The following is a 20702-nucleotide window of genomic DNA, read 5'->3' as shown; positions in this document are numbered from 1 at the left end:
GATCTACACAAGGCTATTCGTCGGCAGCGTCAGATCTGTATAAGAGACGGACCTCCAGGTAGTGCGGGTTGGTCATCACGCCCAGGATGTTGCCGAACGGGTCGACGACCGACGCGGTGGCGAACCCCGTCCCCTCCCCCCGCTCGGTGATCTTCTCGTGCAGGGCGGCGCCCATCGACAGCAGCCGCTCCACCGCCGCCTCCAGGTCGTCGACGTGCCAGAACATCACCGCGCCGCCCGGCCGGGGGTCCGCGCCGCCGGGACGGAACCGGTTGTCGATCAGGCCCAGCTCGTGCCGGTAGTCCCCGACCCGGAACTCGTAGTACCCGGCGCGGCCGTCGGGCCCGGGCACGCTGAAGTACGGCTGGACGCCCAGCAGCTCGGCGTACCAGTCCTTGGCGGCCTCCAGGTCGTCGGCCCAGAAGCTGATCGTGGCGAATCCCCGCAGCATGGCGTTCCTCCGTTCACGCGGGGCCGGGAACCGGTGCCCGGCCCGTCCCTCACGACGCTAGGACCCCTATAGGACGGCCAAAGTCCTAATGGGGCGGCAGGATGGAACCCATGCGCGATCCGTCCGCCCGGCTGCTGCGGCTGCTGTCCCTGCTCCAGACGCCCCGCGAATGGCCCGGCGCCGAACTCGCCGGCCGCCTCGGCGTCACCGCCCGCACCGTCCGCCGCGACATCGACCGGCTGCGCGACCTCGGCTACCCCGTCCGCGCCACCCGCGGCAGCACCGGCGGCTACCGGCTCACCGCCGGCACCGCGATGCCGCCGCTGCTGCTCGACGACGACGAGGCCACCGCCATCGCGATCGGGCTGCGCACCGCCGCCGCCGGGGCCGTCACCGGCATCGAGGACGCCTCCCTGCGCGCCCTGGCCAAGCTGGAGCAGGTCCTGCCGCACCGGCTGCGGCACCGCGTGGCCGCGCTGAGCGAGGCGGCGGTGCCGCTGCCGCCCCAGGACGGCCCGCCCGCCGCCGACCCCGCCGTGCTGGCCCTGCTCGCCGCCGCGTGCGTCACCCGCGAGAAGGTCCGCTTCGCCTACACCGCCGCCGGCGGGCACCGGACGCGGCGGCTGGCGCAGCCGCACCGGCTGGTCACCGCCGCGCGCCGCTGGTACCTGGTCGCCTACGACGAGGACCGCGCGGACTGGCGCACTTTCCGCGCCGACCGGATCACCGAGCCGCACGCCACCGGCGTGCGCGGCCCGGAACGCCGGCTGCCCGGCGGCGCCGACGCCGCGGCCTGGGCCATGGACGCCCTCGCCGGCGGATCCGGGACGATCCGGGCGCGGCTGCTGCTGCACGTCCCCGCCGAGGAGGCCGCCGAGCACGTCACCGCCTGGCAGGGCGTCCTGGAACCGGTCGACCGGCGCACCTGCCGCCTGCACACCGCCTCGGACTCCCTGCGGTTCCTGGCCCACCGGATCACCCTGCTGCCCTTCGGCTACACCCTGCTCGACCCGCCCGAACTGGCCGGGCACCTGGCCGCCATCGCCCGCCGCGCCGCCGGCGCCGTCCGCGACTTCCCCCCTGAACCCCCGGCCCCCGAAGCTCCGGCGTCTTGAAGCCCGGTCACTTCGGGCCGGGGACCGCCGCTACCAGGGCAGCGGGCCGTCGGCGTTGAAGAACCCGCCGGTCGGCCCGTCCGCGTCCAGCGTCGCCAGCCGCACCACCACCTCCGCGCCCTGCGCCGGGGTGAGGAACCCGCCGTGGTCGTTGATCTCGGTGTCGACGTAGCCGGGATCGGCGGCGTTGACCAGCACGCCCTCCTTGCGCAGCTCGTTGGCGTACTGGACGGTCAGCGCGTTCACCGCCGTCTTGGACGGCGAGTACGCCGCCGACGCCGGCAGCTCCGCCAGCGGCCCGCCGGGCGCGGCGGTGATCGCCAGCGACGCCGCGCCGCTGCTGAGGTTGACGATCCGCGGCACCGGGGAGCGCCGCAGCAGCGGCAGTACCGCGTTCGTCACCGTGATCACCCCGAACACGTTGGTCTCGAACACCGCCCGGACCATGTCCACGTCCACGGTGCTCGGGATCTGGTCGAGGGCGTCCTGGGGCCGGACCCGTCCGGATCCGGTGATGCCGGCGTTGTTGACCAGCACGTCGAGGCGGCCGAACCGCTCCCCGATCCACGCGGCCGCCTTCCGCACGACCGCCGGATCGGTCACGTCCAGCGCGACCGCGTGCGCGTCGCCGCCCGACGCCCGCGCCGCCGAAGCGCGCACCGCCGCGGCCGCCTCCCGGCCGCGGCGCGCGTCCCTGGCGCCGACCAGCACCGTCATGCCCAGCTCGGCGAGCCGCTCGGCGGCCGCGCGGCCGATCCCCTTGTTGGCGCCGGTGACCAGCGCCACCCGGCCGGTGGTGTGCATGCTCATGACAGGACTCCTTGGAGAGAAGAAGGTGAGACGTGTTCGGGCCGCGGCGCCCGCAGGACCCGAGGTGTGTTCGGGGGCGGCCCGGGCCGGGTGTTCAGCCGGTGGCGCGGCGGGCCAGGGCCGCCTCGCGCAGCACCGCGCGGGCGTCGGCGACCGGGCCCACGTGCCCGAGCTTGTCGGGGTTGAGGACGGTGCGGATCGTCTGGATCCGCCCGTCGGCGACGTCGAGGGTCCAGGTGTTGACGACCCTGCCGTCGCGGTCGCGGAAGATCGCGCCGGGCTGGCCGTTCACCCGGTGCGCCTGCACGGTGCCGCCGATCCGCGTGAACGGCCCCACCAGCGCCGCCAGGGTCCGCGCCACGTTCCCGGCGCCGAAGACGCCCTCGCCCCAGCGCGGGGCCTTGCCGCCGCTGTCGGCGACCAGCCGCACGTCCGCGGCCAGCAGCTCCCGCAGCCCGTCCAGGTTCCCGTTGCGGAAGGCGTCCAGGAACCGCCCGGCGAGCCGCTCGCCGTCGCGGCGGTCGGCGTCGAACCGCGGCCGGCCCGCGTCCATGTGGCGGCGCGCCCGCACCGCCAGCTGCCGGCACGCCGCCTGCGACCGCCCCACGGCGGGGGCGATCTCGGCGAACCCGAACCCGAACACCTCCCGCAGCACGAACACCGCCCGCTCCAGCGGGCTGAGCCGCTCCAGCAGCAGCAGCGCCGCCATCGTTACCGAGTCGGCCAGCTCCGCCGAGCGCTCGGGGTCCTGGTAGGGGTCGGCCAGCAGCGGCTCGGGGAACCACGGCCCGGCGTACTCCTCCCGCCGGACCCGGGCCGAGCGCAGCACGTCGATGGAGATCCGGGTCACCACCGCCGACAGGTACGACTTGGCCGATACCGGAGCCGTGGGGGACGCCGCGTACCGCAGCCAGCTCTCCTGGACCGCGTCCTCGGCCTCCCCCACGCTGCCGAGGATGCGGTAGGCGATGGAGAACAGCAGCGGCCGCAGCTCCTGGAACTTCTCGGCGCGGGTCACGCCAGCTCCTCCTTGAACCCCTCTCGCCACGACGGGTACCGCGGCAGCCAGCCGAGCTCCCGCTTGGCCTTGGCGTTGGAGAACCCGCGGCCCTGCGTCATCATCGCCACCGCGACCTCCCCCGCCAGCGGCCGCGCCAGCCACGCCGGAACCCGCATCGGCCGCCTGGCGCCCGCGCACTCCGCCAGGTAGGGCAGCCACTGCGCGGCCGGGGCCGGCTCGTCGTCGACGATGTTGAACACCCCGGAGGCCCGCTGCTCCACCGCCAGCACGGTCGCGCTCGCCGCGTCGTCCAGGTGCACCCACGAGCAGTGACCCGCGCCGCCGCCCACGACCGGGAACTGCCGCTTGCGCACCGGCTCGGCCAGGTCGTCGGTGGCGCCGGGCCCGTAGAACCAGCCGTAGCGCAGGACCGCGCCGCCGGCCCTGCCGACCGCGTCCTCCACGTGGGCGAGCGCCGCCATCCCCGGCTCGGCCGGGGTCCCCGTCATGGGGTCCACCCCGTCCTGCTCGGTCTTCACCCAGCCGCCCGAGCGGATCCCGTTCCAGGCGCCGTAGCTCTGCGCGACGAAGCCGTCCACACCGGTCGCCTCTGCCGCGGCCAGCAGGTGGTCGGTGCCCTCGGTGCGCAGCCGGTTGGTCCCGGCGAACCACCGGTCCATGTGCTTCATGTCGGGCTTGCCGGCGTGCCCGACCGAGATCGCGGTCATCTGGTGCACGATCACGTCCGGCCGCGCCATGGCCACCGCCTCGCCGACCGACTGCGCGTCCAGCCCGTCCATCACGACGCCCTCGGCGCCCAGCCGGCCCAGCGCCTCCAGCTTCGCCGCGCTCGTCGTCGTCGCCGTCACCTCGTGCCCCCGCGCCACCAGCTGCGGCACCAGCCGCCGCCCGAGGACGCCGCTGCCGCCCGCAACGAACACCCGCATGACGTCACCTCCCGTCCGGAAACCTTCCCTTCACCACCCGAGACGAGACGGCGGACCCGCCTGTGACATGAGCGCGCAAAGATCGGGAGAACGACGGGCCCGCAGGGGGGCGGTCACTCCAGGGACGTGTCGCCCAGGGACTCCAGCAGGGTGCGCAGGGCGCCGGCGAGGCGCTCGCGGGCGGCCGGGTCCAGCGCGGCCAGCAGCCGGTCCTCGTTGGCGGAGTGCTCGCCGACCAGCTCGTCCACCAGGGCGAGCCCCCGGCCGGTCAGCCGGATCCGGACCGACCGCCGGTCCCCGGTGTCGCGGACCCGCTCCACCAGCCCCTTGGCCTCCAGCCGGTCGATCCGGTTGGTGATCGCCCCCGAGGTGACCATCGACGCCTTCAGCAGCGCCCCCGCCGTCAGCTCGTAGGGGGCGCCGTGCCGCCGCAGCGTCGCCAGGACGTCGAACTCCCACGTCTCCAGGCCCCGCTCGGCGAAGAACGACTTCAGTTCCCGGCCCAGGAGCTGCTGCGCCCGGGAGATCCGCCCGACGACGCCCATCGGGGAGGCGTCCATGTCGGGACGCTCGCGCGCCCACTGCGCCAGGATCGCGTCCACCGCGTCGGCCATCGCCCGCCCCTCCCGGATAATCTCAACGTTGAGATTATCAATCGGCGAACGGTCGCGGCGCGAAACGCTCCCAACGGGCGGCGCGACGAGCCGAGGGCGCACCGGACAGCGGTCAGCGCGTCACGGTGTCCAGGAACGCGTCCAGGTTGACCCGGATGCGGGCGACCTTGTCCTCCACCGAGAGGGTCTCCTCCAGTTCCCCGCTCGCGACCGACTGCTTCCTTCCCCGCACGTACAGCGAGCAGTCCAGGTCGCCGCAGAGGTACCGGCCGACCGAGTCGCCCTGGCGGCCGGCCCCACCCGTCCGGCGGGCCGTCATCAGCGACACCGCGCCGCCGGTGCGGGTGGTCAGGCACAGCGAGCACATGCTGCGCGCGGTGAAGCCGCGGGACGCGCCCGAGGCCGCCCGCAGCGCGATCCCGGTGGGATGCCCGCCGCGGTCGGCGACCAGGTAGGCGCGTTCGGGCGCGCGGGGGTCCCGCCAGCCCAGGAAGTCCAGGTCGTCCCAGGGCAGGTCGGCGAAGTCCCTGGGCAGGGCGAGCCGCCGCGCCTCACCCCGGGAGCAGTTGACGAAGGACGCGCGCAGGTCACGTTCGGTGACGGGTTCCATGTGCGGCGAGGCTAGCTTTCCTAATATGATTAGGCAAATACATAATCTTTCTAGGTGGATCCGGAGAGACCCATGGCACGTGCGGGCGTGACCGCCGAACGCCTCACCCTGGCGGCGGCGGAACTGGCCGACGAGGTCGGCTTCGGCGAGGTGACCGTCGCGGCGCTGGCGCGGCGCTTCGGCGTCCGGGAGGCCAGCCTGTACTCCCACATCAGGAGCGCCCGCGACCTGCGGACGCGGGTCGCGCTGCTGGCCCTGGCCGAACTCGCCGACACCGTCGCCGACGCGATCGCCGGCCGCGCCGGCAAGGACGCGCTGGTCGCCTTCGCCGGCGCCTACCGCGACTACGCCAAGCACCACCCCGGCCGGTACACCGCCGCGCGGCTGGAACTCGACCCCGAGACCGCCGCCCGAAGCGCGGGCAGGCGGCACTCCGACATGACCCGGGCGATCCTGCGCGGCTACGCGCTGGAGGAGCCCGACCAGACCGACGCGGTGCGGATGCTCGGCAGCGTGTTCCACGGCTTCGTGAGCCTGGAGACCTCCGGGGCGTTCGCCCACCACCCCAGAGAGGCCGACGCCTCCTGGTCAAGGACCCTGGACGCCCTCGACAGCGCCCTGCGGAACTGGCCGGCGCCCTGACGCCCGGACGCCCGCTCCCCCGGCCCCCGGGCCCGGCGCCCTTACGGACCGATCAGAATCCGAGAAGCGGCGGCCCGGGCGGCGCCGATAACGTGATCATCATGTACCGCACCTTCCCGCCGGGCCGCCGTCCCGGTCCCGTCCCCGCGCCCCGCCGCGGCGCGCCGGTCCGGGCCCGGTGAGCGCCGGACCGCGCTCCCGCGCCCGGCGCCGCCGCGACACCGAGCACCGCCTCGCCCACGACGTCGACCTCTGGGCGGCCACCGCCTCGCCGGACGGGACGCCGCACCTGGTGCCGCTGTCGTTCGACTGGGACGGCGAGGCGCTGCTGCTGGCCACCCTCGCGGCGAGCCCCACCGGCCGGAACCTGGCCGCCGCCCGCACCGCCCGCCTCGGCCTGGGCCCCACCCGCGACGTCACCATCATCGACGGCGCGGTCGAGGTCCTGGAGATCGGCGACCTGCCGCGGCCCGCCGCCGACCGGTTCGCCGCCCGCACCGGCTTCGACCCCCGCGCCGAGGACGCCCCGTACCTGTGGTTCCGCGTCCGCCCGCGCCGCGTCCAGGCCTGGCGCGAGGCCGACGAACTGCCCGGCCGCGACCTCATGCGCGACGGCCGCTGGCTGCCCTGACACCCGGCCCGCGGGCCGCGGCGAGCGCGGCGGACGCACCCGCCGGAACTGGTTGAATCGAACCCGGCGACGCCGACGAGACGGGGAGGCGGCGCCGCGACAGATGGAGACGAATGAGCATGGCCCTTACGACCGACGACACACCCCCGGCCGCGGCGCACGCCGCCGACAGCCATGACCTGATCCGCGTCCACGGGGCACGGGAGAACAACCTCAAGGACGTCAGCATCGCGATCCCCAAGCGGCGGCTGACGGTGTTCACCGGCGTGTCCGGCTCGGGCAAGAGCTCACTGGTGTTCAACACGATCGCCGCCGAGTCGCAGCGGCTGATCAACGAGACCTACAGCACCTTCGTCCAGGGGTTCATGCCGACGCTGGCGCGGCCCGACGTCGACGTCCTCGACGGCCTCACCACCGCGATCATCGTCGACCAGCAGCGGATGGGCAGCGACCCCCGCTCCACGGTCGGCACCGCCACCGACGCCAACGCCATGCTGCGCATCCTGTTCAGCCGGCTCGGGCGGCCGCACATCGGCACCGCCAAGGCGTTCTCCTTCAACGTCGCCTCGATCAGCGGCGCCGGCGCCGTCACCTACGAGCGCGGCGGCAAGACCGTCAAGGAGCGGCGCGACTTCAACGTCACCGGCGGCATGTGCCCCCGCTGCGAGGGCCGCGGCTCGGTCACCGACTTCGACCTGACCGCCCTGTACGACGACTCCAAGTCGCTGCGCGAGGGCGCCCTCACCATCCCCGGCTACACCATGGACGGCTGGTACGGCCGCATCTTCATGGGCTCGGGCTTCTTCGACCCCGACAAGCCGATCCGCGACTACACCGGCACCGAGCTGCACGACCTCCTCCACAAGGAGGTCACCAAGATCAAGGTCGACGGCATCAACGTCACCTACGAGGGCCTGATCCCCCGGATCCAGAAGTCGTTCCTGTCCAAGGACCGCGAGGCGATGCAGCCGCACATCCGCGCGTTCGTGGACCGGGCGATCACCTTCACCGCCTGCCCCGAATGCGACGGCACCCGCCTCAACGAGGCCGCCCGCTCCTCCAAGATCAAGGGCATCAGCATCGCCGACGCCTGCGCGATGCAGATCAACGACCTCGCCGAATGGGTCCGCGGCCTCGACGAGCCGTCGGTCGCGCCGCTGCTGGAGTCCCTGCGGCAGACCCTGGACTCCTTCGTGGAGATCGGCCTGGGCTACCTGTCCCTGGACCGCTCGTCCGGCTCCCTGTCGGGCGGCGAGGCCCAGCGGACCAAGATGATCCGCCACCTGGGGTCCTCCCTCACCGACGTCACCTACGTCTTCGACGAACCCACCATCGGGCTGCACCCCCACGACATCCAGCGGATGAACAACCTGCTGCTGCGGCTGCGCGACAAGGGCAACACCGTCCTGGTCGTGGAGCACAAGCCCGAGGCCATCGCCGTCGCCGACCACGTCGTGGACCTCGGCCCCGGCGCCGGCACCGCGGGCGGCACCGTCTGCTTCGAGGGCACCGTCGAGGGCCTGCGGACCAGCGGCACCGTCACCGGCCGCCACCTCGACGACCGCGCCGCCGTCAAGAAGACGGTCCGCGAACCCACCGGCGCCCTGGAGATCCGCGGCGCGGACAAGCACAACCTGCGCGACGTCGACGTCGACATCCCCCTCGGCGTCCTCACCGTCGTCACCGGCGTCGCCGGCTCCGGCAAGAGCTCCCTCATCCACGGCTCGATCCCCGCCGGCGCCGGCGCCGGCGTCGTGTCGGTCGACCAGGGCGCCATCCGCGGCTCGCGGCGCAGCAACCCCGCCACCTACACCGGCCTGCTGGACCCCATCCGCAAGGCGTTCGCCAAGGCCAACGGCGTCAAGCCCGGCCTGTTCAGCGCCAACTCCGAGGGCGCCTGCCCCAACTGCAACGGCGCCGGCGTCATCTACACCGACCTGGCCATGATGGCCGGCGTCGCCACCACCTGCGAGGAGTGCGAGGGCAAGCGGTTCCAGTCCTCGGTGCTGGAGTACACCTTCGGCGGACGCGACATCGCCCAGGTCCTCGCGATGCCGGTCGCCGAGGCCGAGGAGTTCTTCGGCGCCGGCGACGCCCGCACGCCCGCCGCGCACAAGATCCTCGCGCGGCTCTCCGACGTCGGCCTCGGCTACCTCACTCTCGGCCAGCCGCTCACCACCCTGTCCGGCGGCGAGCGCCAGCGCCTCAAGCTGGCCACCCACATGGGCGACAAGGGCGGCGTCTACATCCTGGACGAGCCGACCACCGGCCTGCACCTCGCCGACGTCGAGCAGCTGCTCGCGCTGCTGGACCGCCTCGTCGACTCCGGCAAGTCGGTCATCGTCATCGAGCACCACCAGGCCGTCATGGCCCACGCCGACTGGATCATCGACCTCGGCCCCGGCGCCGGCCACGACGGCGGCAAGATCGTCTTCGAGGGCACGCCGGCCGAGCTCATCGCCGCCCGCTCCACCCTCACCGGCGAGCACCTCGCGTCCTACACCGGCGCCTGACCCCACCCTGCCGACGCGGACCCGATGCGGCGCCGGTGCCGCGCCCCCGCCGAAGGGGGTCGCGGCACCGGCCCGCTCAAGCTCCGCGGGTCTCCCCCACCGCCCGCGGGGCCGCCGGCGTCCCCGGCTCCGGGCGTGACGGCGCCCCGGGTCCCGGTGGGACGAGGCCGGGCGGCTAGCGCCGGTCGGCGATCGTCCGCTCGATGCCGATGAGGACGTCGAGCTGCTCCGGGGTCAGCAGGCCGGTGAGGTGCCGCTCCACGGACGCCGCGTGCGCCGGAGCGGCCCTCTCGTAGGCATCGCGGCCCGCATCGGTGAGGAGCACGTCGTCGCCGCGGCCGTCGAGCTCGCAGGGTTCGCGGGCGATGAGGCCGCGGCGCTCCATCCGCCCGAGCTGGCGGGACAGGCGGGCATGGGCCCAGCCCATCCGGGCGGTCAGCCGGCCGACGCGGATGCAGTGCTCCCCGCCGGCCATCTCCACCACCGCGGACAGCACCTCGTGGTCGGGCAGCGACAGGCCGGACGCGCGCTCCAGGTCGCGCGCGACCTCGGCGTCCACGAGCAGCTGGAGCCGGCGGTAGGCCCGCCAGGCATCCCGCGCGGCGGTCTCCGGGCGGCGCGTCGGCGACATGCGCAGAAGTGTACCGGGATTCTCTTTACATGTAACGAGTCGTCGGTCTAGGTTCTTCGTTACATGTAACGAACTGGAGGGGGCGCGATGCCGACCGGTGAGCGGATCATCAAGGCCAACGGCGTGGAACTGTGCGCGGAGTCGTTCGGCGACCCCGCCGATCCGGCCCTGCTCCTGATTCACGGCGCGGGCCATTCGATGCTGGCCTGGGACGAGGAGTTCGCGGGCCGGCTCGCGGCGGGCGGCCTGCGGGTGATCCGGTACGACGGCAGGGACGCGGGCCGCTCGACCACCTCCCCGCCGGGCGCACCCGCCCACGGGCTCGCCGACCTGGTCGCGGACGCCGCCGCACTGCTCGACGCGCTCGGCATCCCCGCCGCCCACGTGCTCGGCATGTCGCAGGGCGCGGCGGTCGCCCAGCTCCTCGCCCTGGACCACCCCGGCCGGGTGACCTCGCTCACGCTCGCCTCCGCCACGCCCGGCGGCCCCGGCCACCACCAGCCCGACCTGCCGGAGCCGGCCCCGGAGCTCGCCGACCTCCTCGCCGGCGGGCCCGCCGAGCCCGACTGGTCCGACCGGGACGCGGTCGTCGACTACCTGGTCGAGGCCGAGCGGCCCTTCGCCGCCCGCTCCCGCCCGTTCGACCGGGCCGGGATGCGCGCCGCCGCCCGGCGCGTCGCCGACCGGGCCGCCGACATCGCCGCGCAGCTGACCAACCCCTTCATGATCGACGCGGGCGGGCCCTGGCGCGGGCGGCTCGGCCGGATCACCGCCCCGACGCTGGTCTTCCACGGCACCGAGGACCCGCTGTTCCCGCCCGGCCACGGCCGCGCCCTCGCCGCGGAGATCCCCGGCGCCCGCTTCGTCCTCCTGGACGGGACCGGCCACGAGGTCTTCCCCCGGCACTGCTGGGACGCCGTCGTCCCGGCGCTCCTCCGGCACACCCGGCCGTGATCGCCATCGCGCTGGCGCTGGGCGCGGGCCTCGGCTGGGGGGCCTCCGACTTCCTGGGCGGGCTGAAGAGCCGCACCGCGCCGCTGCTCACCGTCCTGCTGGTCTCGCAGTCGGCCGCCCTGCTCCTGGTCACGGCCCTGGTGGCCGTCCGCGGCGCGGGCCCGCCGGACGCCGGGTCGCTCGGCCAGGCCGCCGCCGCGGGCGCCTTCGAGGCGGTGGCCGTCGCCGCGCTCTACCGCGGCCTCGCGGCCGGCCGGATGAGCATCGTCGCCCCCGTCGCCGCGACCGCGGCGGCCGTCCCGCTCCTGGCCGGGCTGGCGGCCGGCGAGGTCCCCGGCACGCTCCAGTGCGGCGGCCTGGGCCTGGCGCTGCTCGGCCTCGTCGTCACCTCGTGGCGGTCCCGAGCCGACGACGGCGCGGCCTCGGGCGTCCTGCCGAGCGTCCTGTACGGGCTGCTGGCGGCCCTCGGCTTCGGCGCGTTCTTCATCGCCATGGGCGGCGCGAGCGAGGGCGACGTCGGCTGGGCCCTGCTGACCGCCCGCCTCACCGCGTGCGCGGCCGTCGCGGCGACCGCGGCGGCGGCCGTCGTGCTCAGGCGCCACCGCGTCGCCCTCTCCCGAACCGATCTGCCCGCGGTCGCGGCGATCGGCGCCCTCATCGTCACCGCCGACGCCCTCTACGCGACCGCCTCGACCCAGGGCCTGGTGAGCATCGCCGCCGTCCTCGGCTCCCTGCACACCGTCGTCACGATGATCCTGGCCAGGGTCTTCCTGCGCGAGCGGCTGGCACGTCCGCAGCGCGTCGGGATCGCCACCTCCCTTCTCGGCGTCCTGGCCATCTCCGCGGGATGACCGCTCGTGCTCATCCCCAGGGCAGCACAGTGAAGGCGAACGCGGCGCTCCTCGTGCGGCGCAGCGGGACGTCGCACTTGATCCTGCGCAGCGTCTCCTTCCTGCTGAGGCCGAGCCCCCGCGCGATGAGGCGGTCCGGGCGCACCGGCACCGGATCCTCGAAGACGACCTCCGCCGTGACCGGCCACGGCTCGTCGAGCGGCACGGTCGAGGAGTCGAGCCGCCAGGCCCCCGTCCAGTCGAGGGTGAAGCGGTTGCGGCGGGCGAGCAGCGGATCCAGCAGCCTGGCCGCCACCAGCTCGGGGTCGTTGGCGTGGTAGCCGCCGAGCTCGGCCGGATCGAGGGAGCCGACCGGGACCCGCTCGTGCACGGTGAGCTTGCTCGTCCGCTCGCAGTACGCGCAGCGGACCAGCAGCCACACGTCGAGCAGGCGGCGGTTGGCGTTGACGCGGAACCTGCCGTCGCCGGTGGCGGCCGTCTCCGACGGGCAGTCCGCGCACCGCAGCGACAGCAGGGGCAGCCGGGTCCGGTGAACGACCCAGGGCAGCACGATATGAGGTTGTGAAGACATGAGCCCTCTGACCTGACACGAGGCCGATTGCGCGCGGCCTCAGACGCCGTGGGGCCGGGCGCGCACGGGCAGCCCGGCGGAGCCGGCCGGGAGGGGCCGGCTTACAGGAAGCGGAAAGGTGTCAGGTCTGGCGAGCAGGCGGGGTCACGCGGTCTGTCCTCTGTCCTCACTACGGCGGATCCGCGCGCAACCTACGGGAAGGCGGAAGCCGGGCTCAAACGGTTTTCCGGCGCGGTCGCCTCCGCGCGGGACGGCGCCCTCACCGGCCCCTGCGCCTGTAGGTGCGGACGGACAGGGGGACGAACACCGACAGCAGCGCCGCAGACCAGAGCAGGACGGCGGCCACCGGATGCGCGAGCGGCCAGGCCGCCTCGCCGGACGGGACGCCCGGGTTGCCGAACAGCCCGCGGGTCGCGGCGGTCAGCGCGCTCACCGGGTTCCAGTCGGCCAGGAACCGCAGCCACGCGGGCATGCCGCCGGTCGGGACGAACGCGTTCGACAGCATCGTGAGCGGCAGGAACAGCGGCACCAGCTGGTCGGCGGCCCGGTCGTTCCGCACCACCAGGCCCACGAAGACGCCCACCCAGCTCAGCGCGTACCGCAGCACCACGATGAGCAGGAACGCCCCGGCCGCCGGGAGCACCCCGCGATGCGGCTGCCAGCCCGCCGCCAGGCCCGCCCCCGCCATGATGCCCAGGGCCGGCAGCCCCGTCAGCAGGTCGGCGCCGGCGTGCCCGAACGGCACCGCCGCCCGCGACATCGGCAGGGAGCGGAACCGGTCCATCACACCGCGGGACGCGTCGGCCGCCACCCGCACCATCACGCCCGTCACCGCCGCGAACGTCACCATCGAGAACAGCCCCGGCATGAGGAACTCCCGGTAGTCGCCGCCGCCCGGCACCCCGATCGCGCTGCCGAACACGTACCCGAACAGCACCACCATGACGGCCGGGAAGACCAGCGCGGCGACGAGATCCCCCGGCTCCCGGCGCACCCGCCCGAGCTCGCGGCCGACGAGGGTCAGCCCGTCGGCGACCGTCCAGCGAAGGCGGCGGCCGGGGCGCGCGGTGAGGGCGGTCAACGGACCGGCTCCGCACGGCCGGTGAGGCGCAGGAACACCTCGTCGAGGGTGGGACGGCGCAGGCTCACGTCGGCGGCGGCGACCCCGGCGCGGTCGAGCTCGCGGACGACCCCGGCGAGCCGCGGCCCGCCGGCCGGCAGTGCGACGCTGAGCCGCGCGGCGCCCGTCGTCGCGGGGGCGCTCCCGGCCAGGGCGTGCAGGACGGCCGCGGCCGGACGCAGCGCGGCGGGGTCTTCGAGGACGACGTCGAGGCGGTCCCCGATCGCGGCCTTCAGCCCGTCGGGGGTGCCCGTGGCGATCACCCTCCCCTGGTCGACGACGGCGATGTCGTCGGCCAGCCGGTCGGCCTCCTCCAGGTACTGCGTGGTCAGCAGCACCGTGGTGCCGTCCGCCACCAGTTCGCGGACGGCGTCCCAGATCTCGCCGCGCCCGCGCGGATCGAGGCCGGTGGTCGGCTCGTCCAGGAACAGCACCTCGGGCCGCAGGATGAGGCTGGTGACCAGGTCGAGGCGGCGCCGCATCCCGCCGGAGTACCCGGCGACCCGGCGGTCGGCGGCGTCCCGCAGCCCGAAGCGCTCGAGCAGCTCGTCCGCCCGCCGGGTCGCCGCGCGCCGGGACAGGTGCGACAGCCGCCCGAACATCCGCAGGTTGCCGCGGCCGGTGAGCTTCTCGTCGACGGCGGCGTACTGCCCCGCGAGCCCGATCCTGGCCCGCACCTCGTCGGCCTCGCGGACGACGTCGTACCCGGCGACGCGGGCATGCCCGGCATCGGGGTCGGCCAGGGTCGCCAGGATGCGCACCGCGGTCGTCTTGCCCGCGCCGTTCGGCCCGAGCACGCCGCAGACCGTCCCCCTCGGGACGCTCAGGTCCAGACCGCGCAGCGCGCGGACGCCGCCGAAGGACTTGTGCAGCCCCTCGGCGACCACGACCGGATCCGCCATGACCCCTCCACTGGGTACTTTGTACGCGATCATCGCGCCGAGAGTAAAACACTGGGTACCATGTACGCAACCGAGGAGGCGGGATGGCCGGCACCGACCACGTGAACATCTGGATGCGGCCCGAGCGCCCGGCCCGCGGGCCGCGGCCGGCCTACAGCCGCGCCCAGATCACCGAGGCCGCGATCCGCGTCGCCGACGCCGAGGGGCTGGAGGCCGCCACCATGCGGCGGATCGCCGCCGAGATCGGCGCGGGCGCGATGTCGCTCTACCGGTACGTCCCCGGGCGCGGCGACCTCGTGGAGCTCATGGCCGACCGCGTGATGGGCGAGATCGACCTGGAGGGCGTGCCGTCCGGCGACTGGCGCGCCGACCTGACGCGCTACGCCGAAGGGCTGCGCGCGATGTGGCTGCGACACCCGTGGATCGCCGCCGTGCCCCGGGCGCTGCCCGGCCTGGGCCCCAACCAGCTGCGCCTGATCGAGCGGGTGGCGGCGGTCCTGGACCCGTACGTCTCCGTCGACGAGGGTCTCAGCCTCATGTCCATCCTGACCGGGTACGTCGAGAGCACCGCGCGCGAGGAGGTCGGCCAGATCGAGGAGGCCCGCCGCAGCGGGCTCACCGCCGCGGAGTGGATGACGCGCAACTCCCCCTACGTCCGGCGGCTGGTGGACAGCGGGGAGTACCCCATGTTCACCAAGATCGTGCTGGAGGCGCGCCAGCCGCACCTGGACCCCGGCGACCGCTTCCGCTACGGCCTGGAACGCGTCCTCGACTGCCTGGCCACCCCCCTTTCGTCACCGCACGAGCCCCGCCCACGTGACGAAACTTTCGTCACAAAGCCCGCCCATAGCGGAACCACGAACGAGGCCGCCCCGGCCACCGCATGCCCCGTGTGCGGCGGCGACATCCCCGAGACCGCGACCGGGCGCCCCCGCAGATACTGCTCCCCGGCATGCCGCCAGCGCGCTTACCGCACCCGCCGCACCCCCGGCCCGTAATGCCGCCCCCGGCCGGCGACGCCCCGGCCGCCCGAGAGGCGCCGGCTCGGCTCCCGGCGCGCAGCACCGCCCAGGTGCCCCATCCGGCCTCGGCCTCGGTGGCGTCCCAGCGTCCGGGCAGGGCGGCCGCGACGGCATCGGCGGGCAGGTAGAGAGGGCCGTCGGCGCCGAGCTGGTTGATCCACAGAAGGACGCCACCGGGAGCCAGGGCGCGGGCGATCTGCTCGGGGAACAGCAGCATGTCGCCCGCGACCACGGCGGCCGTCCGGCCGCGCGGTCGCGGGCGAAGGCGCGCAGCGCAGCATGGCGGTCGTCCCGGCCGGCGGGAGCGGTTCGCCGGGCGGGCCGGGCAGCACCCGCGGCAGCCTGCGCGTACGCATCACCGGCCGGCGTGGTGGAGGCGGCCGAGGCCGGGCAGGAACCGGCCGACCCGGGCGGCATAGTCGGCATAGGCCGCGCCGTGGGTGCGCAGCAGATAGGGCTCCTCGACGGCTCGGACCTGCATCTCGATCGCCGCCACGGTCACCACCAGGCCCACCAGCGCGATCACGTTGGGGACCATGGCGGCCAGTCCTGCGGCGGTGGCGATCATCGCGGTGAAGATCGGGTTGCGGGCCAGTGCGAACGGCCCGCCGGTGACCAGGTCGGTGCGCTCGTCCTCGGCCACGCCGATCCGCCAGGAGTCGCCCATCGAGGCCTGCGCGGCCAGCGTGGCCGCCACCCCGGCCAGGGCCACCACCACCCCGGTCGTGTGGACGGCGAGGTGATCGAGCACGCCGATGGCGGGCAGGCCGGCCAGCGCGGCGACCGGACCGGCGGCGCCGACGAGCAGCGCGGCGCTGAACAAGGCTCGCACCCACCGCTGCGCGCTTCCCTTGGCCAGGCCGCCGCCGCGGAATCCGGTGTCGCCGGTGCGGCGCCACTGCACGAAGGTGCGCAGCCCGAACGCCAGCGCGGCCCAGATCAGGTAGATGACCAGTGCGGCAACCGCCACGATGTCCTCCCAGTTCGGCGCCTCAACGAGACAGCGCTCATGTCCGAACCCGCGCTTCAGGCGCGTAGGCGCCCACCGGCCTGATCGGCGGCACTGCCGTAGGTCGGGCACAGCGCCACGGCGCGGTCGGTGGCGGAAAGGAGATGCTCGGCCGAGCGCAGCAGGTCCAGCAGCTCGGGCGTGGCGATGAAGTAGAACGACTGGCGGCCCTCGGCGCGGTAGTCCACCAGCTTGCAGCCGCGCAGGCACGCCAGGTGCTTGGACACCGTGGACTGTGCCAGCTCCAGCTCCCGGGTCAGGTCCACCACCCGCGCCTCCTCACGAGCCAGCCGCTGCACGATCGACAACCGCACCGGATCGGCCAGCGAATGAAACAACGCCGCCGCCGGCGCCAGCCCGTCCAACGAAGTAATCCCACAACCACGATCAATCGCCACATCGCGATGATATGCACACCACGCGATCCGTCAACGGTGCGGTGGCGTCCTTGGGTCCAGCTGCAGCGCCGGGAGGAGGCGGCCGCGTGTACGAGTGACAGCGTGATCTTCGTCCTGGCGAGGGCTCTCAAGCGGCTGCGCCGTGGTCACTCGTGAGCGGGCCATTCCTCGGCCAGGAGCGCGTATGAGAGGCCGTCCAGCCATCCCCTGGTGCGGTGGAGTGAGTCTCTGACCGTGTGCTGTTCGCGGCGCATCCCGACCCGTTCCATCAGCCGCCACGAGGATTCGTTGTCGTAGAAGCAGTCCGCGTGCAGGCGGCGCAGGCCAAGTCGCTTGAAGGAGATGGCGATGAGGGCGCGTACCGCTTCGGTGGCGTAGCCCTTGCCGCCGTAGGAGGGATCGAGCGTCCACCCGAGCTCTCCTTGGACGCCTTCCGCCTGGTCAGCGACCTCTTCCTGGGCCCAGCCGTCCTGGACCCTCAGTGTCAGGTCGCCGATCACCCGGCCGTCCAGTTCGACGATGAGCAGGTCTGCGAGCCGCTCCTCGTGGAGAAAACGTTCACGGTAGTCGTCGTAGGTGTCTGTGGCGGCCGCTACCCATTCGTGGGTCTCCGGCAGCTTCCGGTAGGCCCATGTCGCGTCCACGTCGTGGGGGGAAGCCCGACGCAACAGCAGCCGCTCAGTGGAAATCGGCCAGTCCAGCGTGTCAAGAGGGTGACGCATGGGCCTCAGCCTGCCAGCGGGCTGTGGTCGTACACAAAACGGACTACTGCGGGCCACGTCTCCCGGGAACGCGCGTCGAACTCGAGCTGGCCCGAGGCAGGATTGGTCGGGTGTCACAGGACGGGCGCGGTGGTCGGCGCGCTGTGTCACACGGCCGAGTCGCTGCCGGCCGTTCCGATCCTCCTCGCGGGCCGGTCCATGTGTTCAGCGGTCTACCTGGCTCTCGTTTGGGGCCGGTGGCCCGCTCGTTGACGACGTCTGGTCGGGGGACGCGATGGTGTGTTCGGCGCGCAGGGCCCGTTCCAGGTTCGCGTCCGCTTCGGCTCGGGCGGCGTCGCGTTCGGCGATGGCGGTCTCCAGTCGGACCTGCAGGCGGGTGGTCTGGGTGAGCTCGGCCTCTCGGGCGGCGTCGCGTTCCCGGTGCGCGGTGGCGACCGCCTCTGTGGCGGCGGTGCGTTCGTGCTCGGCGCGTCGCTCGGCGTGCTCGGCGCGGGCGGTGGCGGCCTGAGCGGTCTGCTCGGCCGTCGTCAGCGCGGTGCGCGCGTCGTCCAGTTCCGCCCGGACCGTGGTCAGTCCCTCCTCGGTGGACGACAGCCGGGCACGGGTCTCGGTGAGCCGGCCGGTGCACTGGTCCAGCTCGGTGCGGGTCCGGTCGTGGGCGTGGCGGGCCTCGTCCAGGGCCCGTTGCATGTCCTCGCGGGTCTGGGCCAGTGCCTGTTCCGCAGCGGTGAGGCGTTGCTGGACGGCGTCCAGTTGCTGCCGGGAGCGTTCGGCTTCGGCCTGGGCGGCGGCCTCGGCGGCCTGCCTGGCCTCGGCCTGGACTTGTGCGGTGTCGCGGGCGGCGCGGGCGATCTCCTCGGCGGCCAGGGCGCGTTCCTCGGCCCGGCGCTGCGCGTCGGCGGCGGCGTCGGCGGCGATCCGGGCAGCGTCGTGGCCCTGTTCGGCGCGGCGGCGGGCCGCCTCGGCCTCGCGGGCTTCGGCGTGCGCCTGCGCGGCCTGCTGCTCCAGCGCGGTGTTGCGGTCGACCACCGTGGTGATGATCTCTTCGAGCCGGTCGGCGGCGGCGGTCTCGCGGGCGGCGCGGGATCGGGCGTCGGCGGCCAGTCCGGCCAGGACCGTTCGCAGCGCGGCCAGGGGTTCCTTGACCGCTGCGGCGGCCGGGCTGCGTCCCGCGGCATGCGCCTCGGCCTGGCAGTCCTTGACGACGTGCCCGCCGGGGTCCCGCTCGGGCGGGCAGTACTCGGGTCGCCGCCCGCGGGCCTTGGGCGGCCTGGGCAGCGGAGTGTCGCAGTACTTGCAGCGCCCCCACGGCGCCGCCGGATCGGCCCCCGCAGGCGGCCGCCGCCCACCGGACTCCTCCGCCTCCCCGCGGCCCTCCTCGGCGGAGAGGACGGCGGCCTCGTCGTCCAGCGCGTCCGCGGTCGACGTCCTGGCGGCCCCGGCCGCCCGGTCCTTCTGATCACGCATGCGCACACCATCTCACATTCCTCCGCTGAGAAAACGAATACCCGATCTCTATTTTCAGATCAAGGAATGCTGACAGCGCATAATCGCGGTTATGCGCTAAGCTGGCTCGGCGCCGCTCGTACGGTCGAGGATGGTGCGGTCTCGGAGGGAAGGCCGAGGGCGGGGACGCCCGCGAGGGGCAGCGGCGGCTTCGGTTCCCCACGGGCGGGCCGAGCTGAACCGGGTGGGGCATGGGACGGATGTTTCGGAGAGGTCGACCCTTGAGGACTGAGCCGTGACCGTGGACGACGCCGCGCCCCGCACTAGCGACGGCGGCAGCGGTCATGTCGATCCCGATGTGGAGCCGGGGTCTGCAGCGGCCGCCGAGTCCGGGTCGGGGATGCAGCGGTCGTTGGGTGCGGCGCCGATCCTCGAAGGGGTCGTGCTGCCCGCCGCTCCGGGGGAAGACGCCGGTTCCGGCACCGTCGATGCATCGCGGAGCGATGACGGGCCCAGCGCCCTGGGCGGCCCTGGTGCGGACGGGACCGGGCGGGCGCCGAACGGCCCGTCCTCGGGGATCCCTGGACAGCCGGACGCCGGCCTTGCCGCGCGGCCCGGCGGGGCGCCGGCGCGGCCGGGGGCGGGGCTGGCGGCTGACGCGCTGCGCCGGCTGGACGGCGAACTGGGGCAGGTGCAGGTCGCGCGGGTCGGCGGGCGGCGGATCTACCGGCGCCGGATCGAGCTGCTGGCCGAGGCGTGCACGCCGCAGACCTTCGCGCTGGTGCTGGACTGGCTGAGCAGCACCCGGCGCGCCTCCCCCGCCACCAAGCGCAACTACGCCGACGACCTGCGGCGCGTCTGGGCGCCGCTGGCGCGGGAGGTGGGCCATGACGCGTTCTCCGTCGGGTGCCTGACCCGCGACCAGGTCCGGATGTGGCGGCTGCGGCAGGAGGGCGCCGGGGTCGCCAAGCGCAGCATCGGCCGCTACGTTGCGTGCCTGTCGTCGCTGCACACCTACGCCGCCGAGCGGCTGGACCCGCCGCCGCGCAACCCGGTCACCCAGGACGACCGGCCGCGGATCGAGGCGGGCCGCGGCGCTGGGTCCACCCCGGTGCTGGAGGTCGAGCAGGTCCGGGCGGTCGCGGCCGCGGCGTCCGCTGACCTGGACCTGCTGGTGGTGATGCTCCTGTACAGCCTGGCGGGGCGCGTCACCGAGCTGTGCGCCGCCGACGTCGGCGACCTCGTCGACGACGGTGACCGCGTCCACCTGGTCGTGACCCGCAAGGGCGGCAAGCGGCGCCGGCTGCCGCTGCCGCCGCGCTGCGCCGACCTGCTGCGCCGCCACGTCGGGGACCGGACCGCCGGGCCGCTGCTGCTGGACGCCAAGGGCGACCGCCTCGACCGCCACGACGTCGACCGGATCAGCACCCGGCTCGGCCGGGCCGCCGGGGTGCCGCCCGGCCGGGACCTCACCCCGCACGTGTGGCGCGCCTCCCGCATCACCCACATGCTGGACGACGGTGTCCCGCTCGCCGAGGTGCAGGAGTTCGCCGACCACGTCAACCCCGCCACCACCATCGGCTACTGGGAACGCCGCGACCAGGGCAAGCGGGCCGCGGCGCACGCCGACCGAGCCGCGGCCGTCTTCGAGTAGCCCGCCCGGCGTCCGCGACCGGTGCACTCGGTCTTATTGCGGTCCCACCTTCGGCGGGAGTCGGCCTAGGACAAAGTGGTGGGTTCTGG

General features: G+C 74.3%; 22 protein-coding genes. 8 read left to right on the top strand and 14 right to left on the bottom strand.

The window, feature by feature from the left end; all coding sequences use genetic code 11:
• Positions 1–13: 13 nt before the first annotated feature.
• Entirely contained in the window at positions 14–451 is a 438-nt protein-coding gene (locus tag E1266_RS11825) for a VOC family protein (protein ID WP_132046378.1), read from the bottom strand.
• 110 nt (positions 452–561) lie between these two features.
• On the opposite strand from E1266_RS11825, the gene E1266_RS11820 reads away from it, so the two are divergent.
• On the top strand, positions 562–1566 hold the full coding sequence (locus E1266_RS11820; protein WP_132046377.1) for a WYL domain-containing protein: 1005 nt from the start codon (positions 562–564) through the stop codon (positions 1564–1566).
• A gap of 30 nt (positions 1567–1596) precedes the next feature.
• On the opposite strand, the gene E1266_RS11815 is transcribed toward E1266_RS11820, so the two are convergent.
• The 5 genes from E1266_RS11815 to E1266_RS11795 all read right to left on the bottom strand — a co-directional run bounded on the left by E1266_RS11815 (position 1597) and on the right by E1266_RS11795 (position 5547).
• Positions 1597–2376, bottom strand: coding sequence for an SDR family NAD(P)-dependent oxidoreductase (locus tag E1266_RS11815; RefSeq protein WP_132046376.1), 780 nt, complete (start codon positions 2374–2376; stop codon positions 1597–1599).
• Positions 2377–2470: 94 nt separating this feature from the next.
• Positions 2471–3394 (bottom strand): RNA polymerase sigma-70 factor, encoded by a 924-nt coding sequence (locus E1266_RS11810; RefSeq protein WP_132046375.1) that lies wholly within the window; start codon positions 3392–3394, stop codon positions 2471–2473.
• Entirely contained in the window at positions 3391–4323 is a 933-nt protein-coding gene (locus E1266_RS11805; protein ID WP_132046374.1) for an NAD(P)-dependent oxidoreductase, read from the bottom strand. The genes E1266_RS11810 and E1266_RS11805 overlap by 4 nt, the downstream gene beginning before the upstream one ends.
• 113 nt (positions 4324–4436) lie before the next feature.
• Positions 4437–4937, bottom strand: a complete 501-nt coding sequence (locus E1266_RS11800) for a MarR family transcriptional regulator (RefSeq protein ID WP_132046373.1) — start codon at positions 4935–4937, stop codon at positions 4437–4439.
• A gap of 112 nt (positions 4938–5049) precedes the next feature.
• A complete protein-coding gene (locus E1266_RS11795; protein WP_132046372.1) occupies positions 5050–5547 on the bottom strand; it encodes an FBP domain-containing protein in 498 nt (165 codons plus the stop codon).
• Between the two features lie 72 nt (positions 5548–5619).
• Between E1266_RS11795 and E1266_RS11790 the strand changes: the two genes are divergently transcribed.
• The 3 genes from E1266_RS11790 (at position 5620) to E1266_RS11780 (ending at position 9333) form a co-directional block, all read left to right on the top strand.
• Entirely contained in the window at positions 5620–6189 is a 570-nt protein-coding gene (locus E1266_RS11790; RefSeq protein ID WP_132046371.1) for a TetR/AcrR family transcriptional regulator, read from the top strand.
• 178 nt (positions 6190–6367) lie between these two features.
• The gene (locus tag E1266_RS11785) at positions 6368–6820 is read left to right on the top strand and encodes a pyridoxamine 5'-phosphate oxidase family protein (RefSeq protein WP_132046370.1); all 453 of its coding nucleotides are present in this window, start codon (positions 6368–6370) and stop codon (positions 6818–6820) included.
• A gap of 113 nt (positions 6821–6933) precedes the next feature.
• Positions 6934–9333 (top strand): excinuclease ABC subunit UvrA, encoded by a 2400-nt coding sequence (locus E1266_RS11780; protein WP_132046369.1) that lies wholly within the window; start codon positions 6934–6936, stop codon positions 9331–9333.
• Between the two features lie 175 nt (positions 9334–9508).
• On the opposite strand, the gene E1266_RS11775 is transcribed toward E1266_RS11780, so the two are convergent.
• Positions 9509–9964 (bottom strand): MarR family winged helix-turn-helix transcriptional regulator, encoded by a 456-nt coding sequence (locus E1266_RS11775; protein ID WP_165966037.1) that lies wholly within the window; start codon positions 9962–9964, stop codon positions 9509–9511.
• A gap of 87 nt (positions 9965–10051) precedes the next feature.
• On the opposite strand from E1266_RS11775, the gene E1266_RS11770 reads away from it, so the two are divergent.
• On the top strand, positions 10052–10918 hold the full coding sequence (locus tag E1266_RS11770; RefSeq protein ID WP_132046367.1) for an alpha/beta hydrolase: 867 nt from the start codon (positions 10052–10054) through the stop codon (positions 10916–10918).
• Positions 10915–11769, top strand: coding sequence for an EamA family transporter (locus E1266_RS11765; RefSeq protein WP_132046366.1), 855 nt, complete (start codon positions 10915–10917; stop codon positions 11767–11769). The genes E1266_RS11770 and E1266_RS11765 overlap by 4 nt, the downstream gene beginning before the upstream one ends.
• Positions 11770–11779: 10 nt before the next feature.
• On the opposite strand, the gene E1266_RS11760 is transcribed toward E1266_RS11765, so the two are convergent.
• The 3 genes from E1266_RS11760 to E1266_RS11750 form a co-directional block, all read right to left on the bottom strand.
• Entirely contained in the window at positions 11780–12319 is a 540-nt protein-coding gene (locus E1266_RS11760) for a DUF1062 domain-containing protein (RefSeq protein ID WP_243718375.1), read from the bottom strand.
• A gap of 280 nt (positions 12320–12599) precedes the next feature.
• Positions 12600–13421 (bottom strand): ABC transporter permease, encoded by an 822-nt coding sequence (locus E1266_RS11755; protein ID WP_132046364.1) that lies wholly within the window; start codon positions 13419–13421, stop codon positions 12600–12602.
• Entirely contained in the window at positions 13418–14362 is a 945-nt protein-coding gene (locus E1266_RS11750; protein WP_207945581.1) for an ATP-binding cassette domain-containing protein, read from the bottom strand. The genes E1266_RS11755 and E1266_RS11750 overlap by 4 nt, the downstream gene beginning before the upstream one ends.
• An 83-nt stretch (positions 14363–14445) precedes the next feature.
• Between E1266_RS11750 and E1266_RS11745 the strand changes: the two genes are divergently transcribed.
• A complete protein-coding gene (locus tag E1266_RS11745) occupies positions 14446–15360 on the top strand; it encodes a TetR/AcrR family transcriptional regulator (protein WP_132046362.1) in 915 nt (304 codons plus the stop codon).
• Between the two features lie 379 nt (positions 15361–15739).
• On the opposite strand, the gene E1266_RS11740 is transcribed toward E1266_RS11745, so the two are convergent.
• From E1266_RS11740 to E1266_RS11725, 4 genes are all read right to left on the bottom strand, one after another.
• The gene (locus tag E1266_RS11740; RefSeq protein ID WP_132046361.1) at positions 15740–16354 is read right to left on the bottom strand and encodes an isoprenylcysteine carboxylmethyltransferase family protein; all 615 of its coding nucleotides are present in this window, start codon (positions 16352–16354) and stop codon (positions 15740–15742) included.
• Between the two features lie 56 nt (positions 16355–16410).
• Positions 16411–16767 (bottom strand): metalloregulator ArsR/SmtB family transcription factor, encoded by a 357-nt coding sequence (locus E1266_RS11735; RefSeq protein ID WP_132046382.1) that lies wholly within the window; start codon positions 16765–16767, stop codon positions 16411–16413.
• 170 nt (positions 16768–16937) lie between these two features.
• Positions 16938–17513 (bottom strand): GNAT family N-acetyltransferase, encoded by a 576-nt coding sequence (locus tag E1266_RS11730; protein WP_132046360.1) that lies wholly within the window; start codon positions 17511–17513, stop codon positions 16938–16940.
• Positions 17514–17717: 204 nt separating this feature from the next.
• Positions 17718–18980, bottom strand: coding sequence for a hypothetical protein (locus E1266_RS11725; protein WP_132046359.1), 1263 nt, complete (start codon positions 18978–18980; stop codon positions 17718–17720).
• A 274-nt stretch (positions 18981–19254) separates the two neighbouring features.
• Here E1266_RS11725 and E1266_RS11720 point away from each other — a divergent pair, with 274 nt between their 5' ends.
• Entirely contained in the window at positions 19255–20613 is a 1359-nt protein-coding gene (locus tag E1266_RS11720) for a tyrosine-type recombinase/integrase (protein ID WP_132046358.1), read from the top strand.
• Positions 20614–20702 lie beyond the last annotated feature (89 nt).

The organism is Actinomadura sp. 7K534 (assembly GCF_004348575.1).
GTDB classification, from domain to species: Bacteria; Actinomycetota; Actinomycetes; order Streptosporangiales; family Streptosporangiaceae; genus Spirillospora; species Spirillospora livida.
The sequence above is the reverse complement of the archived record's forward strand: the minus strand, read 5'-3'. Positions and strand labels throughout refer to the sequence as shown.

Bases quoted from the DNA above. Each gene is read 5' to 3' on its own strand.
- E1266_RS11825 (WP_132046378.1), bottom strand. From the start codon at position 451: ATGCTGCGGGGATTCGCCACGATCAGCTTCTGGGCCGACGACCTGGAG.
- E1266_RS11820 (WP_132046377.1), top strand. From the start codon at position 562: ATGCGCGATCCGTCCGCCCGGCTGCTGCGGCTGCTGTCCCTGCTCCAG.
- E1266_RS11815 (WP_132046376.1), bottom strand. From the start codon at position 2,376: ATGAGCATGCACACCACCGGCCGGGTGGCGCTGGTCACCGGCGCCAAC.
- E1266_RS11805 (WP_132046374.1), bottom strand. From the start codon at position 4,323: ATGCGGGTGTTCGTTGCGGGCGGCAGCGGCGTCCTCGGGCGGCGGCTG.
- E1266_RS11800 (WP_132046373.1), bottom strand. From the start codon at position 4,937: ATGGCCGACGCGGTGGACGCGATCCTGGCGCAGTGGGCGCGCGAGCGT.
- E1266_RS11795 (WP_132046372.1), bottom strand. From the start codon at position 5,547: ATGGAACCCGTCACCGAACGTGACCTGCGCGCGTCCTTCGTCAACTGC.
- E1266_RS11790 (WP_132046371.1), top strand. From the start codon at position 5,620: ATGGCACGTGCGGGCGTGACCGCCGAACGCCTCACCCTGGCGGCGGCG.
- E1266_RS11780 (WP_132046369.1), top strand. From the start codon at position 6,934: ATGAGCATGGCCCTTACGACCGACGACACACCCCCGGCCGCGGCGCAC.
- E1266_RS11775 (WP_165966037.1), bottom strand. From the start codon at position 9,964: ATGTCGCCGACGCGCCGCCCGGAGACCGCCGCGCGGGATGCCTGGCGG.
- E1266_RS11770 (WP_132046367.1), top strand. From the start codon at position 10,052: ATGCCGACCGGTGAGCGGATCATCAAGGCCAACGGCGTGGAACTGTGC.
- E1266_RS11750 (WP_207945581.1), bottom strand. From the start codon at position 14,362: ATGGCGGATCCGGTCGTGGTCGCCGAGGGGCTGCACAAGTCCTTCGGC.
- E1266_RS11745 (WP_132046362.1), top strand. From the start codon at position 14,446: ATGGCCGGCACCGACCACGTGAACATCTGGATGCGGCCCGAGCGCCCG.
- E1266_RS11730 (WP_132046360.1), bottom strand. From the start codon at position 17,513: ATGCGTCACCCTCTTGACACGCTGGACTGGCCGATTTCCACTGAGCGG.
- E1266_RS11725 (WP_132046359.1), bottom strand. From the start codon at position 18,980: ATGCGTGATCAGAAGGACCGGGCGGCCGGGGCCGCCAGGACGTCGACC.